This is a genomic window from Lentzea sp. NPDC102401, from assembly GCF_044765805.1.
GTDB lineage: Bacteria > Actinomycetota > Actinomycetes > Mycobacteriales > Pseudonocardiaceae > Lentzea > Lentzea sokolovensis.
This window is the reverse complement of sequence record NZ_JBIWKS010000007.1, coordinates 175,365-191,794: the sequence shown is the minus strand read 5'-3', so window position 1 is coordinate 191,794 and position 16,430 is coordinate 175,365. Positions and strand designations below refer to the sequence as shown.

Below are 16,430 nucleotides of genomic sequence, written 5' to 3'. Positions count from 1 at the left end.
CCACACCGTCCAGGCTTCTCCCACATCACCTCGCACCCCAGGGGCCTTCGTCGCGTCGAGGGTGAGCCACTGTGCTCGTGCGTCCTGGCACAAGCCCGTGGATCGTTGCTCCACGAGGGTCCGGCCTGGCCCTGGCTGACGCGCTAGGCGTCGAGCGGGACACCGTTCTGCAGCACGGTGCGTGCGCTCAACTCGTCGTCGAGCACGACCACGTCCGCGCGGTCACCGGGGCGCAGCAGGCCGATGTCCTTGCCGGGGAACAACCTCGCGGGTGTGCGGGTGGCGGCGTTGAACGCCTGCTCCACCGCAACCCCCGCCGCGTGGCAGGCGTGCCGCACCGCTTCGACGAGCGTGATCGTCGACCCGACCAGCGTGCCGTCGGTGCGACGAGCCACCCCACCGGCGACGTCGAACTCCACCTCGCCCAGCCGGTAGTGCCCGTCCGGCTGCCCGCACGCGGCCAGCGCGTCGGTGACGAGCACGACCCGGCCGGGTGCGGCCTGGAAAGCGAGCCGGATGGTCTCCTGCGCGAGGTGGCTCGGGTCTGCGATCAGGCCGAGCAGCACCTCACCGCGGGTCAGCGCGGCGCCGACGATGCCGGGATCGCGGTGGGTGAACGGCCGCATCGCGTCGAACAGGTGCGTGACCAGCCGTGCCCCGCGGTCGAACGCCGCGTGCGCCTGTGCCGCGGTGGCATCGCTGTGCCCGCAGGAGACCAGTACACCAGACCGCATGCACTCGGCGACCACGTCGAGAGCGCCGGGCAGTTCGGGCGCGAGCGTCACCTCGGTCACCGGCCCCGCCGCCAGCAGCCGGCGTGCCAGCGCGACGTCCGGCTCCCGCAACAACTCCACCGGATGAGTGCCGGGCCGCTCCGGCGACAGGAACGGACCCTCCAGGTGCACCCCCAGAATCCGGGCGCCGCCGTTCGTCCGGGCTTTGCCCGCCGCGGCGATCGCGGCGATCGTCTGCTCCGGTGCGCTGGTGATCAAGGTCGGCTGGTAGGCGAGCACACCGGTCCGCGCGAGTGCGACGCCCGCGCGAGTGAACTCCTCCGCGTCTGCGGTCAGGAAGTCCACGCCCGCGAACCCGTTGACCTGGAGGTCGACCAGCCCCGGCACCGCCAGCCCGCGGCCCCGCCCCGGCACACCGACCGCGGTTATCCGGCCCTCGGCGTCGATCTCGACATCACCGGTCCGGTACACACCGTCGACCAGCGCCGCCGCCACCCCCAAGCGCATCACGCACCGGCCCGGTCACCGTGCTCCGCATGAAACTCGGTGAACGCGGCGAACGCCCGAGCGCCGTACACCGTGGCCGGGCCACCGTTCATCAAGAACGCCACCCCGATGGCCTCTGCCGCCTCCTGCGGTGTCGCGCCGTGCCGAACCGCGCCGTGGGCGTGCGCGGCGATGCAGCCGTCGCACTCCTTGCTCACCGCGATCGCCAGCGCGACCAACTCCTTGGTCCTGGCATCCAGCGCACCGGGCGCCAGCGCGGCCTCGTGCAACGCGCGATACCCCTGGTACACCTCGGGAATCGCCTGCCGCAACGCGCGAGTCGGCGCCCGCAGCGCCTCCCGCACCTCCCTGCCGTAGTTCATGTCCCACCTACTCCCGAGAAGTCGTCGTGCCGTCGTCTCAGCCGAGCGTTTCGGTGTCGGTGAGGTCTTCCGCGATCTGGTTCGCCCAGGCGTCTATCGCCGCCCAGTCCCGGAAGTCGCCGAACCGGCCACCCATGAGCCGGAACACCCGTGCACCGACCTTGCCGAACGCCTGCGGCGTGACCACGCCGGTGAAGAGCTCGTGCCCCAGTGGACGCACATCATCGGCGAGGCCCGCCAGGATGTCGGACTCCTCCAGACCCGCCCACTTCCGCATCGGACCACGCAGCGCACCCGGTAAACCGATGCTGAACAACCACACCGGCTTACCGGACAGCGCCGGGTTTTCCCGTGACAGGAAAGCCGCCGCGTTGGGAAGCCAGGCCTGGTTGTGCACGGCGCTGCCGATTATGAACGCTTCGTAGCCGTGCAAGTCGGTTACCTCGTCCACGTTGTGCGTCTCCACCTCGTGGCCGTTCTCGCGCACGATTCCGGCGATGCGCTGCGCGACGCCCTCGGTCGATCCGGCAGCCGTGGCGAAACCAACGAGAACCTTCATCCGCCCCTCCTGCGATTGCACGTTGCCTTGCGTTGCGGTGGAGGTTCACCCTGTCGTCAGACCACGATCCGAGTCTGTTCGTCGCTGCCGGACGAGCGGAACGGTCCTTGGCGTGCATCGGCAAAGGACCTTCGCCTCTTTTCCGCGTTCCCACAGTTGCGGCGCCATGCGTGGCCGTCGCCGTGCTCAACGATTCCGTCCACTTCGGACACCGCCTGCCCAGGTTGTTCTGCGGCTTCTCCCTCGACGGGTTCGCCGTACCGGTGCCCTACCCGACATCGTGCGCACCGCAGGCCTGGGCGGCCGCGACTCCCTTTCACCTGCCGCGCACGCTGCTGAGGTTCGAGCCCCGCCCCACCGTCGACGTCAGCTCGGCCGAATCCTGGATCACAGGTCTGGAGGACTCGACGTCCAGGTGCGTCCCGGACCGATCACCTGGTCCGAGTGAGGCGTGACCGCGAGCGCCGCTGCAGGGTGTGGGCATGGTGCTTGCAACCGAAGAAGTCCACCTCGACTCGTGGCAGCCGGCGACTGTGCTGCGGACGAGGCTCACCGCTCCTGCGACGCGCATGGCCGACGCTGTGAAAGGCGCAGTGGACATGCTGGTGACCGCCGCCGGTCACGCCTCGATGCGCTGTGCCGGTCCCGCCGAGGTCGCCGTGCTCGGGCCGCTGCGGCCCTGCACGCTGGTCGAGGTTCGCGTTCCCGTCGCCGGCGTGCCTGCCGCGGGTGTGCTCAGCAGCCTCTGGCTCCGGCCGGGCGGACCTGTCGCCCGCACGGTGCACGAGCCCGGTGCGGACGACCTGGCGACCACCTGCGAGATGCTGCTCGCCTGGGTCACCGGCCACGGCCATCGCCCCACCGGACCGCCGACCCTGGTCCACCTCTGCACACCGGAGCAGGGCCTCGACCCCGGTGACCACCTCGCTGAAATCGCCGTTCCCGTCCAACGCAGGTAAGGAGAACAGCAGTGCCCTACGCAGTGCAGGTCAAGGAACTCCAACCGAGTACGGCCCTGTGCCTCCGCATGACCGCACCCGCGGACCGGGTCAGCGAGGCCGTGCATCGCGCGCTGGCAGGACTCACCGACGGCGCCGACCAAGTCGGCCTGACGGCCTCCGGTCCACCGGAGGCCCGCTACCTGAGCGAATCGGGCAGCGGCGCCGTGTGGATCGAGGCGAGCCTTCCGGTGGCCTCGGTTGCCCGGCGCACCGCGAGCGGCGTCGTCCACCGGTCCGGCGGCAAAGTCGCGCACGTGTGCCATGAAGGACCGTACGAGGACATCACAGACGCCTACAACGCGCTCTACACCTGGATTCACCGGAAGGGCTACGAGGTCGCCGGCCACGCCACCGAGGTGTACTTGACCGGCCCTGCCGACACGAAACAGCCTGGGGACTACCTGACGGAGATCATCGTTTCCGTTCGCCAGGCACCGTGACAGGCTCGAACGCGGTCCCGCACACCTGTCGCTCCTGCAGCCGTCCCACTGGGCCATCCGCAGACCGTCGTCAGTCGTGACAACGAAGTTCGTGCGAACAGATCACGCGTCGCCCCGGTGTTGCCTCGCCCGGCCAGGGTGAAGCACCACCCGCTCATCCGTGCCGAAGAACCGGCGGGAACGCCCAGGCAGGTGGACACCGGAGGCCGAGGACGAAAAGCCCTGGGAGTCGGGCACCAGTTTCGGGAACGCCATCCCGGCAGGCGTCGAACGTGCGCGCAAACGCCGCGCGACATCAAGTCAGTGTGGATCAAGGAGCAGCACGTGGACGTGACCGATGGCCGCGTCACGGGCCATCGGGTGCACGTGCTGGTCACCTTCATCCTCGACGAGTGACATCGAGATCCATTGTGGACGGATGTCAGAGGACGTCGAGCCTTCTCCTGTCCTGCGCCAGTGCACGCAGCAGGCCGGCCCGGGACAGCACACGCGGCCCGCACGCGCAGGAGGCCGGCAACGAGTCGTCCGCCAGCGAATCGGCCTCCAGCGGCTCGACCACCTCGGTGCCGTGCGATGCTCCGTGATGCGGTTCGTCCACGCGGTCCTTGGAGCCGTGCGAATGCGGCCCGATCCGGGATGCGTACACCAAGCCCGCCGAGGTGACGTACACACCTGCCACGTGGTGGCTGCGGGAGCACCTCACGTTCAGCCGCCGGACGTCCGCCCGGTGCGCGCCCAACGCGTCCAGGGCCACCCGCGCGGCTTCACGCGTGATCATGACAGCGGCCGGAGCAGCGCCTGGACGTCCGGCGGGAGCTGTGCGAGGACCTTCTCCAGCATTCCCTCGGACAGGTGCCGCCGCAACGCCGACACGACCGCGGCGGTCGCCGCCGGCACGTCCTTGCGTGCGATGTTCGCCTCCCGAATGAGCCGGCCGGCGCACTCCTCGGCGTCGAACTTCTCCGGGACCCGGCTCGGGTTCCAGCCGTCGTAGTACATCCCCCGCACCAGTTCAGGCAGCTGCGCGGCGAAGTGCGCGCTCGCCTCCACCGTCAACCGGTCCCTCAGCACATGCAGCCACGCACGCAGAACGCGATGTGCGAACCGCCGGTCATCGGTCGGGAAGGCGTCCGCGACGTCTCGCACCAACACGTTCGCACTCTCGAGAGCGTGGTCGAACACATTTGTCTTCGTCGTCATGTACTCCATCCGACTGCAGTCCGGCGCCCCCGGCCACCGTCGTTCGTCTTCCCGGTGGAGTGACCAACGTCCCTGTCGTCCTCCGATGGCCGAGGACATCATCGAGACATGCCCTTCGCCGATCGAACCGAAGCCGGGCAACCCTCGACAAGGCGGCACGGCTCGCCCGCGACTGGTTCCTCACCCACCTCACGACCGGTCACGCTCGACACGCTCGTTGCCGCCGGATGAGGCCGACCGGTCACCGGGTCAGGAACGTCACGCCTGCGGCCAGTGTGGTGAGGCGCCGCTGGTCGTCCTCTGTCACCGTGAGCCCGCTGCGCCTGCCCAGTTCCGCCGCGTAGGCCTGGAAGTCGATCGAGTCCAGGTCGAGCTCCTCGCGCAGGTCCGCGTCCGGTCCGACCTCGCCGAGCTCCGCGTCCGGAGCGACGGTCAGCAGGGCGGCACGGATCATCTCGCGGGCGTCTTCGGGTGTCATGGCTCCTCCGGTGTGTTCAGCAGTTTCTCGACGGTCTCCAGGAACCGCGCTCCGGTGTGCCCGTCGCTCGCGCGGTGGTCGGCCGACAGGGTCACGGTGACCACGGGACGCACCCCGAGGAGACCGCCGACCGCCCACGGGCGGTCGAGCACCTTGCCGACGCCCACCAGGGCGACCTGAGGCGGGTAGATCACGCCGAACACGGATTCGACGCCGCGGTCGCCGAGGTTGGTGACCGTCATCGTCGCGCCCGTCAGCTCGCTGCCGCGCAGCCGGCCGCCTCTGGAGCGGGTGACCAGGTCACGCACGCGGTCCATCATCTCCACCGGTCCGAGCTCGGTCGCGTTCGCTATCACCGGAACGACCAGGCCACCGCCGCGCAGCGACACGGCCATCCCGAGGTGCACCCCGGCGCCGGACTCGAACCGCTCATCGGTCCACGACCCGTTGAGCTGTGGGACTTTCACGGCTGCTCGCGCGCACGCTCGCAACACCAGCGCGACCGGCAGCACGCGGCGTTCGACCGGGAGGTCACGGTTGATGTCGGCGAGCCGTGCCATCGAGGCGGACATGTCGACCGTGGTGCTCAGGTAGTAGTGCGGAATCTCGCGCTTCGACCGAGCCATCAGCTTCGCGGTGGCCTGGCGCATGGCCTCGGTCCTGTCCACGGCAGGTGTCACCGGCGTCCGCGGCGCCGGTTCGGCCCGCACCGGTTCGGACTTCGCCGCACGAACGTCGCCGGCACGCACGACGCCGTCCGGCGCGGAGCCGGTGACCCGCGTGAGATCCACACCCAGCTCTTTCGCGAGACGCCGGGCGTACGGCGTCACCCTGCCGCGACCGGGCGGCCTGGCCTCGGCCAGCGGCCGAGCGGTCCGTTGCACGTCGGCGCGGGTGATCGCGCCACCTCTGCCGGTGCCGTGCACGGTCGTCAGATCAACACCGAGTTCCGCCGAGAGCTTTCGCACCAGCGGTCCCACGACCCGCGGTCGCGGCCGTGCCGGCGGTGCGGGCGGTTCGGGAACCGACACGGGCGGTGCGGGCTCCGGCCGCGGCGGAGGCGTGTGCTTCGGTTTCGCTCCGTCCACCGTGCCGATCGTGGCGATGGGCGTGCCCACGGGGACGGTCGTGCCCGGCTGCACCAGGATGTCCTCGATCACGCCGCTGTCGAAGCATTCGACCTCGACCGCGGCCTTGGCGGTGTCCACGACGGCAACGACGTCACCGCGCGCCACGGTGTCTCCTGGTTTCACCAGCCACTCGACCACCGTGCCCTCGTCCATGTCGGCACCCAGCGACGGCATCCGGAATTGTTTCGAGGTGAACTCAGCCACCACGCACCACCTCGCGTGCGGCGGCGGCGATCGACGCGGGTTGCGGCAGCGCCGCCTCCTCGAGGTGCTTCGCGTACGGGATCGGCACCTCGGCTGTGCACACCCGCCGAACGGGCGCGTCCAGCTCGTAGAACGCCTCCTCGGCGATGCGTGCGACGATCTCGGCGGACAGGCTGCCACTGCGCCATCCCTCGTCGACGATCACCGCACGGTGCGTGCGCCGAACGGACCCGAGGAACGTGTCAGCGTCCAGCGGCCGCAGAACGCGCAGGTCGATCACCTCCGCGTCGATGCCGTCCCGCGCGAGGTCGTCGGCCGCGGCCAGCGTCTTGGCCAGGCTGCCGCCGTAGGTGATGAGCGTGACGTCCTCGCCCGGCCTGCGCACCGCGGCGCGGGTGACGTCGACGGGACCGGCGTCGTCGGCCAGCTCACCGGAGAGGTTGTAGAGGCCGTTGTGCTCGAAGATCAGCACCGGATCGGGGTCGCGCAGCGCGGGCCACAGCATGCCGCGCGCGTCCTCGAGCGTCGCGGGCGCCAGCACCCGCAGGCCGGGGATGTGCGCGTACCAGCCCTCGAGGCTGTGCGAGTGCTGCGCGGCGAGCTGGCGGCCCGCACCCGTGGTCATCCTGATCACCAGCGGCACCGGGAACTGGCCACCGGACATGTGCAACAGCGTCGCGGCGTTGTTGAGGATCTGGTCGAGTGCCAGCAGACTGAAGTTCACCGTCATGATCTCGACGATCGGCCGCATCCCGTTCAGCGCAGCGCCGATGCCCGCACCGACGAAGGCCGACTCGGACAGCGGGGTGTCGCGAATCCGCTCCGGCCCGAACTCCTCCAGCAGCCCGAGGCTGACCGCGTAGCAGCCGCCGTAGCTACCGACGTCCTCGCCCATCAGGAAAACCCGCTCGTCGCGGCGCATCGCGTCACGAATCGCCTCTCGCAACGCCTCCCGGTAGGTGGTCTTCATCCGGTCACCTCCGAGGTGACGAAGCGGGTGAGGCCGGTGACCGGTTCGATCTCGGCCGCCTCCGCGGCGGCGACGGCGTGGTCGATCTCGGCCACCACTTCCGCTTCCAGCGCAGCCAGGTCGTCGTCGGTGAAGTCCGGCCGCATCGCGGCGACCAGGCGGTCGATGGGGTCGAGATCACGCCACTTCGCCACCTCGGCCTTGTCCCGGTAGCGCTCCGGGTCGTACATCGAGTGCGCGCGGAACCGGAACGTCCGCAGCTCCAGCAGGCAGGGGCCGCCGCCGGCCCGGATCGACTCGGTGGCACGGCGGGCGGCGTCTCGCACCGCGAGCACGTCCATTCCGTCGACCGGCCAGGCCGCGAGCCCGTAGGAGCTGGCACGCAGTGCGAGGTCGGGTGCGGCGTGCTCTTTGGCGAACGAAGTGCCCATCGCGTAAAGGTTGTTCTCGCAGCAGAAAAGCACGGGCAGCCGCCACAGCGCGGCGAGGTTCAGCGCTTCGTGGAACTCACCTTCCGCCGCCGCGCCCTCACCGAAGAAGCAGGCCACGACACGTGGTTCGCCGCGCATCACGTGCGCGAGCGCGAGTCCCACGGCCACCGGCAGGCCACCGCCGACGATCGCGTTGCCACCGAAGAAGCGGTGACTGGAGTCGAACAGGTGCATCGACCCGCCGCGGCCCCGGCTGCATCCGGTGACCTTGCCGAACATCTCGGCCATCACCGCGTCCATCGGCACGCCCCTGGCGATCGCGTGCCCGTGATCGCGGTAGGTCGACACGATCGAGTCCTGGGCGTCCAGCTCGGACACGACGCCGACCGCCACCGCCTCCTCACCGACGTACAGGTGCAGGAAACCGCGGATCTGAGCAGCGCTGTACAGCTCCGCACAACGGTCCTCGAACCGCCGGATGCGCGTCATCTCCCGCAGCAGGTCCAGGTGTTCCTTCACCTTCCCACCTCCAGTGTGGACGTGTCGCCCTCGGGCAGTCCCAGCTCTCGCGCCTTCAGCAGCCTGCGCATCACCTTGCCGCTGCGGGTGTGCGGCAGATGCTGGTCGAAAGCGATCTCCTTGGGCGCCACCGCACCCAGTCGCTTGCGGCCGAACGCGATCAGCTCGCTGCGCAGTTGCTCGGTCGGCTCACTGCCCGCGCGCAACGTCACGAAGGCCTTCACGACCTCGCCGACCACCGCATCCGGTTTGCCGATCACCCCCGCCTCCGCGATCGAGGGGTGCTCCATCAGCACGCTCTCCACCTCGAACGGTCCGACGAGGTGGCCGGCCGACTTGATGACGTCGTCCGCGCGGCCGACGAACCAGTAGTAGCCGTCGATGTCGCGCCGGGCCAGATCGCCGGTGAGATACCAACCGTCCACAAAGGACTTCCGGTAGCGCGCGTCGTCGTGCAGGTAACCGCGGAACATCGACGGCCAGCCCGGACGCAACGCGAGTTCCCCCACCGCCTCCGGGTCGCGCACCTCCACCACGTGATCGTCCTCAATGATCACGATTCCGGCCTCCACGCCCGGCATCGGCCTGCCCATCGAGCCGGGCCTGATGTCCTCCGCGGCGTAGTTGCTGATCATGATGGCGCCGGTCTCGGTCTGCCACCAGTTGTCGTGCACCGGCAGGCCGAGCGCTTCCTGGCCCCACACCACGACTTCCGGGTTCAGCGGCTCGCCGACGCTGGCGACGAACCGCAGTGCCGCGAGGTCGTACCGCTTCGGCAGTTCGGCGCCCGACCGCATCAGCATGCGCAGCGCGGTCGGTGCGGTGTACCAGACCGTGACGCGTTCGTCCTGCAACACCTCGTACCAGCCGCGCGCATCGAAGTCCGCGGCGTCGACGATCGACGTCACGCCGTGCGTGAGCGGCGCGAAGATCCCGTACGACGTGCCGGTCACCCACCCAGGATCAGCGGTGCACCAGTACACGTCGTCAACATGCAGGTCGAGCGCGAACGCCGCAGTGACGTGATGCGCCAGCACCGCGCCGTGTACGTGCACGGCCCCCTTGGGCTTTCCCGTGGTACCGCTGGTGAAGTGCAGGAGCGCCATGTCGTCCGGCGAGGTCGGCGGGATGGTGAAGTCCTCGCTGGCCGCCGCCATCGCCTCGGCGAACGACGTCGTGCCCGCCGGAGCGGGTCCGTCACCGATCACCAGCACGTGTTGCAGCGCGGGCAGCGAGTCGCGCAGCTGCTCGACCCGTTTGCGGTACAGCTGAGGCGTCGTGACGAGCACCCGGACGTCACCGAGACGCAGGCGTTCCCGCACCGGCTCCGGTCCGAACGCCGAGAACAGCGGCGCGTACACGCTGGTGTTCTTCACCGTGCCGACGGCCGTGAGGTACAGCTCGGGCACCCTCCCCAGCAGAGTCGCCACTCGATCGCCCTTCCCGACGCCGAGTTCCCGCAACACGTTCGCGAACCGGTTGGTGGCGAGGCGAAGTCCGCCATAGGTCAACTCCGTGACGTGCCCGCCACGCCCGCGGCAGCGCAACGCGACCTTCTCCCGCAACGGGCCGGAGGCGTGCCGGTCCACCGCCTCGTGTGCGATGTTGAGCCCACCGCCGCCTGGCAACCCGTCGAGCTGCGCCAGTGCCTGGTCCCAGGAGAACATCGCGCGCGCCTGCTCGTAGTCGGCCAGGTTCGGCCGGACCGCGCCGGTGTGTCGTTTCCTGATCGGTTCCCAACCCATGTCTCCAGGTTGGAACGATGCCGGCCGGGACAGCAGGGACGAAGGTCCTCGGTATGCCCGTCGTTGGTGTGCGAAGCGCATCGCTCCGGCCGGCAGTCCTCGAGAGAGAAGGCCACAAGGCCCGCGCCGTGCGCCGTGCGGCGCGGTACGACCCTGTCGACAGTGGTCAGGTCATCGTCGTGGCCGATGGCCGGCTGTCCCAGTGACGCGGCCCAGTTGTCGGCCTGCTGCCCCGCAACGTGGTCGCCCGCACCGTCGGCGGCCGCAGCCCGGTGGCGGCTCTGGATCCCGCGCTGATGACCGCGGTGCCGGAGGAGGAACTACGACCGGCGGCTCCTCCTCGGGCCACCACCTGCGGCGCTTGCATTGCACGAGCCACACGCCACCGCCACAGCGACGAGCACTGTCTCGACGATCCAGGACATGACGACCGCCACCCGCCCGCGCGATGCGCGAAGGTCACGCCTTCATCCCGGTCGAGACGGAAGACCACGGGCGGTGAGGACCGCCGACGCTTCAGACCCGGCCGCCGCGCGACCGAGCACGGCATTCCGCACCACGGCTCGTGGCGCGACACCGTCTTCCTCGAACGCCGAACCGAAGTCCCTTCCAGTCCCGCCGGCCGGTGAGCCGGCCGCAGACGCGTTCCCTCACGAATCCCAGGTGACAGGTAGCCGTTTCACACCGAAGATCGTTGAGGTGGTGCGGACCCGGACGTGCTCGGCCGGCACCGCCAGACGCAAGCCCGGCAGGCGGCGCAGCAGTTCCCTGAAGCTGACGGACATCTCCACGCGCGCGAGCTCGTTGCCAAGACACTGGTGCACGCCGTGGCCGAACGAGAGGTGTCTCGTACGTGGTCTGTCAACGCGGAACTCGCCGGGATCCGGGCACTCGGCGGCATCGCGGTTGGCGGCGATCACCGAGCACATGACGGTGTCGCCTTCATGGATCGTCACCTCGCCCACGTGCACCTCCGCCAAGGCGTAGCGCACGATTCCGGTGTCTATGATGGACAGATAGCGCAGCATCTCCTCCACTGCGGTACCCATGAGTCCTTGCGGATCATCACGCAGTGCCCGGAGCTGTTCCGGGTGCTCCAACAGAGCGAGAACACCGAGGCCGAGCATGTTGGTCGTGGTCTCGTGACCCGCGATCAGCAGCAGGTTCGCCAACCCGACCAGCTCGTCGTCGGACATGGCCCCGGTGGCGGCCAGCTCGGACAGCAGATCGTCCTCGGGACGATCTCTCTTGTGCCGCACCAGGTCGCGCATGTAGCGGTGCATGCGGGTGCCGACCTCGATCAGGCCTTCGAGGTCGGTGGCCATGTCGAGCAGCTCGATGGTGTCGCCCTGGAAGTGAGCACGATCGGGTGTCGGCACACCCAGCAGCTCGCAGATCACCAAGGACGGCACGGGTAGCGCGAAGTCGCGGATCAGGTCGGCGGGCGGCCCCGCGGCGATCATCACGTCGAGGCGCTCGGCGACGATCTGCTCGATCCGTTCGGTGAGCGTTCTCATGCGGCGCATGGTGAACTGGCGGGCGAGCAGTCTGCGGTACCGGGTGTGATCGGGCGGATCGGTCGTGATGAACGCTCCCGTGCGGCTGCCGGAGTCGACGAACTTCTCACGCATCTCGGGATGCAGCTTGTCTCTCAGGCGCTTGACCTTGTAGCGATCCGCACTCATCCGCGGGTCCGCGAGCAGCGTTCGGGCGACCTCGTGGCTCGTGACGAGCCACAGCTGTTCGCCGTTGTGCTCGATCCGATGAATCGGGCCCTGCGAACTCAACTTGGTCAGACGTGGAGCGGGGTCGAAGGCGCCGACACGGTCCATGAGGTCCGCGGGCAGCACGGGTCGCATGGCATCGAGAACCGCGTCCGGTTTAGGGGTGGTCTTCATTCGCGAGTTCTAGCCCGGACGATTCTAGGGAAAAGACTCGACCACCTCGACCCATGCGCAATTCAGCACACAACGGTCGCTGACATCGGATTTTCGAATAGCCGTTCGCGGCAGTCATCCCGGCCCGCCCTCACCAAAAAGCGCGGGAACATGCCTGCACGCCCGGCAACGTGGCGCACGACAGCACTTTCACACCGGCGGACGACCAACGCTCGCCGCTCAGCCGTTCACGAAATCAGCCAGGAATCTCACCACTGGTTCACCAGGTCGATGAACGGCATCTCGCGTAGGGCAAATCCCGACTGCCGTGGCGGCGAACTGCCGGGCAAGCCCTGGACGCGAAGGCCGGGGACAGCGGCACGGGACCGCGATCGAGTCGCTTCACCTCACGAACTCCGGCGCCACCCTGGGCGGCCAGAAGCCGAGCCTGAAGAGTCCCTGGGAGTAAGCACGACTCACCAGTGCGGCGCGGTTCGGCACCTTGAACTTCTTCAGCAGGACGCCGACGTGGTACTCGACTCCCTGCCTCGACAGGTAGAGGCGCGCGGAGATGCGGACCGTCGAATCTCCCGCCGCGACCGCCTCCAGCACGTGCGCGTGGATGGGCGAGAGAAGGGGACCGGTCCTCGCGACGGTCGCATCCTCCTCGGTTGACTCGTCCACATCGACGATCACGGAGAAGCCGGCCAGGTCACCCTCCGCGTCCAGCACGGACATGCAGGTGAGCACACCCACGAACACATGACCCGGCCTCAGGCCCACGACGTGCTCCACAAACCGTTGCCTTCGACCATCCCGGAGGCCGCGGAACCGAGACTTCACGGCGTCGCGGATTCCGGGATGCAGCAGTGAAAGGAAGTCCTGCCCCGGAGTCGCTGCCTGCGCGAGGCCGAACTGGGCGACGAAGTCGACATTGGCCTCGCTGATCGCGAGATCACGGTCGAGGCTCGCCAGGCGTAGCCCGGACGACTCGCGCAGTGAGCGAAGAACGTGCTCGGCCGACACAGCCGGCCGCACACCCCGGGAAAAGCGGTGCGCAGGAGGAGCAACAGTTTCAGCGCGCATCAGGAAACATCCTTCCCACCACAAGGATCATGATTTCGAGACCTGGTTCAGCGCGTCCTTCAAACGAACAGAACCTCGACTCGGACTCTCCGGAATGCTCTCCATCCTTACACGAACGAACGCACTCAGTCGAACAAGAAACAGGTGCGTCTCACTTCGCCCACAGACCGGATCCCGCGATAACCAGATCCTCGCGCGCCTCAACTGCGAAAACAGCCCCCTGTCGACCAAGAACGCCAAGAAGACAGCCCGAGATTCCGAAATTCTCCGAGACGCACGCAGAAAGCGATCATGTCGGCCGAATGCCAGGTCGCCCGTCGGCAGATTCGCCAGAGCGCCGTCCACAGCGCTCACGTCCGCTCCGGTTACCAGCGCCGGCGTCTTCTTCCGCATTGTGCGGATTGCCCGGGAAAGCGGCACGTGATCTGATCAGGGCAGAGCACCGGTGAGCGTTCCTTAAACCCCCGGGGCTCCCCACTGGGCCCGGCTGTCCAACCACAGCCGGGCCCAGCTTCGTGGAGGGACCGCGGTGGCCGTCCCGCAGGCTCCCGCACATCGGGAACGCGTGCTCACCGACGTCGTCGTACGGTCACCGTGAACTGCGATGGTGATCCGCAGGACTGTACGGAGTGGACACAGGGACCCGGCCTACCAGGGAGTGTCCGCGCACAGGCTCGAGCTCGCGGTTCCGAGGTGGAGGAACGAATCGGCGGAGCCGGTGGTGCGCGAGACGACGTGATCCAGCACGGTCGCGTTGGCGTGTTGTGGATGCATGACGGTTCTCCTGACTGAATTGGGCGCCGCCGAAGGGCGAATGTGCTCAAGCGCGCATGACCGACGGCGGACGAACAGTAGGCACAAGAACCAGCCAGGAACAATTATTGATACGTGATCTCACCTGGGTGAGATCCGGAGTGTCCGGTTCGCGCCGGGATCACCGGTCATCCCAGCAGATCCATCTCCCTGGCGCAGCGCACGGCCGCGACTCGTGATGTCACGCCCAGCTTGCGGTACACCGAAAGAAGGTGGGACTTCAGGGTGTTCACCGAGACGTACAGGGCAGCGGCGATCTGCCTCTGCGTCATCGAACTGTCGAGCAGTTCGACGACGGCCAGCTCGCGCTCGGTGAGCAGCCGCGTCCTGGTCGGGCGGTCCGGGTGCAGGCGGCCGCGCCACGCGGTCAGGATCGGCCCCGGCTCGGAGCAGGCGTCCAGGACGGCTTCCGCCTCCGCGGCCAACCGGTCCGACTCCTCTTTCTCCCCCACGGCTTTCGCGGCGAGAGCGGCTGTGAGGAGAACACCCGCCAGATCGGGCCGGCCGGCGCCCAGATGCACGACCTGTGACGCGTCACGAGCAAGCTGCCACGCTTCTTCGGCCGACCCGTCGTGCAGTGCGAGGCGTGCGCGGGCGGAAAGCAGGATGCCGAACGCGAAGTGGGTGCCGGTGACATCGAAGTCATCCGCCCTGGAGCCACCGGGCAGCACGGCGACGTCCGGGTCGGCGAGGACGTCCCTGCAGGCGGCCTCGTCACCTCGTTCCGCCGCCGCCCACAGACGGTGACCGGCCACGTAGGCAAGGCCTTGCGCCGATCCGACCTCGACAGCGAGACGCTGCGCTTCGGAGAGCAGGAGTTCCGCGCTCGTGCCTTCACCGAGCCAGAAACGTACGACCGAAGTCAGAGTGGTGTGCAACGAGATGCTCAGCATCCGAGGCTCCATCCCCGCGGGATCGGTCAGGGACAGAATCTCCCTCGCGTCGTCGAGCGAGCCCTCCTTGAACCGCAGGAAGCCGGTGAACAGGGACACCAGACCAGCAGGGCGGTCAGTGGAGACCGCGCCACCGGACAGTTCTCGCAGCACGGTTTCCGCGCCGGCGAAATCACCGGAGTCCAGCATGGACAACGTCCGGGCGGCCCCGATCCTCGTGTTCACCCGACGTGCGTGGTCCGGCAGGGCGTCGAGCCAGCGCACGACAGTCACCTGGTCGCCATCGGAGTACGTGGGCGCCCACGCGGTCGCTACGACCTCGGTGATCAGGTCGGGCTCACCGGACGAGATCGCGTAGTTCGCCGCGTCGATGAACTCACCACGTGCGAAGTGCCACCGCGATGCGCGCACCAGGAGTTCTCGTTCGCGGCCTGGCATCAGCCGGCGCAACTCGCGCCGCAACACGTCGGCGAACAGGAAGTGATAGCTCCACCAGGTGCCGGCGCGGTCGAGCGGACTGATGAACAGTCCGTGGTCGATCGCGTCGGCCAGAAGGTCCCTGCTGGCTTCGTCGTCGGTCACGGCCGTGCAGACGTCAGCGGACAGCCTGGACAACATGCTCGTTTCCAGCAGGAACGTCCGCAGCGGCGGAGCAAGTCCCAGGATGACCTCCTGGGCGAGGAAGCCGAAGATCTCGCGATGACCGCCCGAGAGTCCTCTTACGAGTTCTTCCGCGTCACACGTCTCCCTCACCCCGAAAGCGGCCAGTTTGAGCGCCGCCGGCCATCCGTCCGTTTTGGACATCAGCAACTCGAGCACACCATCGGCCGGTTCCTCCCCCAGCAGTGCGGCGAGCAGTTCCGCGGCCTCCACGGGGGTGAAGGCGAGATCACGGGCCTGCACGACCACGACCTTCTCGTGAACGTGCCAGCGCGGGAGCGGCCAGGGCGGGCGCGTCCTGGACAGCACGACGACGAACAGCGTGGCCGGCGCTCTGTCGATCAACGACCGCAGGGTCGCGTGGATGTCGGGGTGGAAGATCACGTGGTAGTCGTCGAGCACCAGCACCAACGGTTTTCCGACATCCGCCAGGCTGTTGGCGAAGGAACTGACGACCTCCCGGGGCACCTGCGGATCGCCGAGTTCGAGGTAACGCAGGGCCGCGGTGGCCACATCGGGGATCGCCGATGACGCCGTGCTGAGCAGACAGCGCCAGAACCGCCGAGGATCGTTGTCACCGCGGTCGAGCGACAGCCAGACCAACGGCACGTCCGCGGCTCCGACGAGATGACAGGCGAGCGTGGACTTGCCCCATCCTGCCGGTGCCACCACGAGGGTGAGCGTCCGTCCCGCCACCAGGGCCAGGCGGTCCAGCAGGCGTTCACGACGGATCGTCGCGGCGCCTGGCGGCGGTGGCTGCGCCTTGGTGACGAAGTCCACTTCGGAGTGGTCTCGGCCGCTGGACACCAGGCCTCCTGCTG

General features: G+C 68.5%; 16 protein-coding genes. 3 read left to right on the top strand and 13 right to left on the bottom strand.

Annotated features, from left to right (window positions below; translation table 11 throughout):
- Positions 1-143: 143 nt before the first annotated feature.
- Genes nagA through ACIRG5_RS25125 form a run of 3 tightly spaced genes read right to left on the bottom strand, consistent with a single transcriptional unit; the run spans position 144 to position 2,162 of the window.
- Positions 144-1,241, bottom strand: coding sequence for an N-acetylglucosamine-6-phosphate deacetylase (gene nagA / locus ACIRG5_RS25135; protein WP_402908583.1), 1,098 nt, complete (start codon positions 1,239-1,241; stop codon positions 144-146).
- Positions 1,241-1,603: a carboxymuconolactone decarboxylase family protein gene (locus tag ACIRG5_RS25130; protein ID WP_402908581.1), complete on the bottom strand. Its 363-nt coding sequence runs from the start codon at positions 1,601-1,603 to the stop codon at positions 1,241-1,243. The genes nagA and ACIRG5_RS25130 overlap by 1 nt, the downstream gene beginning before the upstream one ends.
- A 37-nt stretch (positions 1,604-1,640) precedes the next feature.
- Positions 1,641-2,162, bottom strand: coding sequence for a flavodoxin domain-containing protein (locus tag ACIRG5_RS25125; RefSeq protein WP_402908579.1), 522 nt, complete (start codon positions 2,160-2,162; stop codon positions 1,641-1,643).
- Between the two features lie 482 nt (positions 2,163-2,644).
- Here ACIRG5_RS25125 and ACIRG5_RS25120 point away from each other — a divergent pair, with 482 nt between their 5' ends.
- From ACIRG5_RS25120 to ACIRG5_RS25110, 3 genes are all read left to right on the top strand, one after another.
- Complete coding sequence (locus ACIRG5_RS25120) at positions 2,645-3,121, top strand: hypothetical protein (protein ID WP_402908578.1); 477 nt, start codon at positions 2,645-2,647, stop codon at positions 3,119-3,121.
- Between the two features lie 11 nt (positions 3,122-3,132).
- Entirely contained in the window at positions 3,133-3,603 is a 471-nt protein-coding gene (locus tag ACIRG5_RS25115; RefSeq protein WP_402908576.1) for a GyrI-like domain-containing protein, read from the top strand.
- Between the two features lie 117 nt (positions 3,604-3,720).
- Positions 3,721-3,999, top strand: a complete 279-nt coding sequence (locus ACIRG5_RS25110) for a dodecin domain-containing protein (RefSeq protein ID WP_402908574.1) — start codon at positions 3,721-3,723, stop codon at positions 3,997-3,999.
- Between the two features lie 25 nt (positions 4,000-4,024).
- Here ACIRG5_RS25110 and ACIRG5_RS25105 read toward each other — a convergent pair whose 3' ends face one another.
- The 10 genes from ACIRG5_RS25105 to ACIRG5_RS25060 form a co-directional block, all read right to left on the bottom strand.
- A complete protein-coding gene (locus tag ACIRG5_RS25105) occupies positions 4,025-4,381 on the bottom strand; it encodes a hypothetical protein (RefSeq protein WP_402908572.1) in 357 nt (118 codons plus the stop codon).
- Positions 4,378-4,755 carry a DUF2267 domain-containing protein gene (locus tag ACIRG5_RS25100; RefSeq protein WP_402908570.1) on the bottom strand — a complete coding sequence of 126 codons (378 nt, stop codon included), beginning with the start codon at positions 4,753-4,755 and terminating at the stop codon, positions 4,378-4,380. Before ACIRG5_RS25100 ends, ACIRG5_RS25105 begins: the two co-directional genes overlap by 4 nt.
- 289 nt (positions 4,756-5,044) lie before the next feature.
- Positions 5,045-5,281: a phosphopantetheine-binding protein gene (locus ACIRG5_RS25095; protein WP_402908568.1), complete on the bottom strand. Its 237-nt coding sequence runs from the start codon at positions 5,279-5,281 to the stop codon at positions 5,045-5,047.
- Positions 5,278-6,615 carry a 2-oxo acid dehydrogenase subunit E2 gene (locus ACIRG5_RS25090; protein WP_402908567.1) on the bottom strand — a complete coding sequence of 446 codons (1,338 nt, stop codon included), beginning with the start codon at positions 6,613-6,615 and terminating at the stop codon, positions 5,278-5,280. Before ACIRG5_RS25090 ends, ACIRG5_RS25095 begins: the two co-directional genes overlap by 4 nt.
- On the bottom strand, positions 6,608-7,585 hold the full coding sequence (locus tag ACIRG5_RS25085; protein WP_402908565.1) for an alpha-ketoacid dehydrogenase subunit beta: 978 nt from the start codon (positions 7,583-7,585) through the stop codon (positions 6,608-6,610). The genes ACIRG5_RS25090 and ACIRG5_RS25085 overlap by 8 nt, the downstream gene beginning before the upstream one ends.
- Complete coding sequence (pdhA, locus tag ACIRG5_RS25080) at positions 7,582-8,535, bottom strand: pyruvate dehydrogenase (acetyl-transferring) E1 component subunit alpha (RefSeq protein WP_402908563.1); 954 nt, start codon at positions 8,533-8,535, stop codon at positions 7,582-7,584. Before pdhA ends, ACIRG5_RS25085 begins: the two co-directional genes overlap by 4 nt.
- Positions 8,532-10,280: an acetate--CoA ligase gene (gene acsA / locus ACIRG5_RS25075; protein ID WP_402908561.1), complete on the bottom strand. Its 1,749-nt coding sequence runs from the start codon at positions 10,278-10,280 to the stop codon at positions 8,532-8,534. The genes pdhA and acsA overlap by 4 nt, the downstream gene beginning before the upstream one ends.
- 650 nt (positions 10,281-10,930) lie before the next feature.
- Positions 10,931-12,178: a cytochrome P450 gene (locus ACIRG5_RS25070; protein ID WP_402908559.1), complete on the bottom strand. Its 1,248-nt coding sequence runs from the start codon at positions 12,176-12,178 to the stop codon at positions 10,931-10,933.
- 381 nt (positions 12,179-12,559) lie between these two features.
- Positions 12,560-13,183 carry a LuxR C-terminal-related transcriptional regulator gene (locus ACIRG5_RS25065; RefSeq protein ID WP_402908557.1) on the bottom strand — a complete coding sequence of 208 codons (624 nt, stop codon included), beginning with the start codon at positions 13,181-13,183 and terminating at the stop codon, positions 12,560-12,562.
- 1,001 nt (positions 13,184-14,184) lie between these two features.
- Positions 14,185-16,416, bottom strand: coding sequence for a LuxR C-terminal-related transcriptional regulator (locus ACIRG5_RS25060; RefSeq protein ID WP_402908555.1), 2,232 nt, complete (start codon positions 16,414-16,416; stop codon positions 14,185-14,187).
- Positions 16,417-16,430 lie beyond the last annotated feature (14 nt).

Excerpts from the sequence above, each read along its gene's own strand:
- ACIRG5_RS25070 (WP_402908559.1), bottom strand. The coding sequence starts at position 12,178 with ATGAAGACCACCCCTAAACCGGACGCGGTTCTCGATGCCATGCGACCC.
- ACIRG5_RS25085 (WP_402908565.1), bottom strand. The coding sequence starts at position 7,585 with ATGAAGACCACCTACCGGGAGGCGTTGCGAGAGGCGATTCGTGACGCG.
- ACIRG5_RS25125 (WP_402908579.1), bottom strand. The coding sequence starts at position 2,162 with ATGAAGGTTCTCGTTGGTTTCGCCACGGCTGCCGGATCGACCGAGGGC.
- nagA (WP_402908583.1), bottom strand. The coding sequence starts at position 1,241 with ATGCGCTTGGGGGTGGCGGCGGCGCTGGTCGACGGTGTGTACCGGACC.
- ACIRG5_RS25120 (WP_402908578.1), top strand. The coding sequence starts at position 2,645 with ATGGTGCTTGCAACCGAAGAAGTCCACCTCGACTCGTGGCAGCCGGCG.
- acsA (WP_402908561.1), bottom strand. The coding sequence starts at position 10,280 with ATGGGTTGGGAACCGATCAGGAAACGACACACCGGCGCGGTCCGGCCG.
- ACIRG5_RS25130 (WP_402908581.1), bottom strand. The coding sequence starts at position 1,603 with ATGAACTACGGCAGGGAGGTGCGGGAGGCGCTGCGGGCGCCGACTCGC.
- ACIRG5_RS25095 (WP_402908568.1), bottom strand. The coding sequence starts at position 5,281 with ATGACACCCGAAGACGCCCGCGAGATGATCCGTGCCGCCCTGCTGACC.
- ACIRG5_RS25105 (WP_402908572.1), bottom strand. The coding sequence starts at position 4,381 with ATGATCACGCGTGAAGCCGCGCGGGTGGCCCTGGACGCGTTGGGCGCG.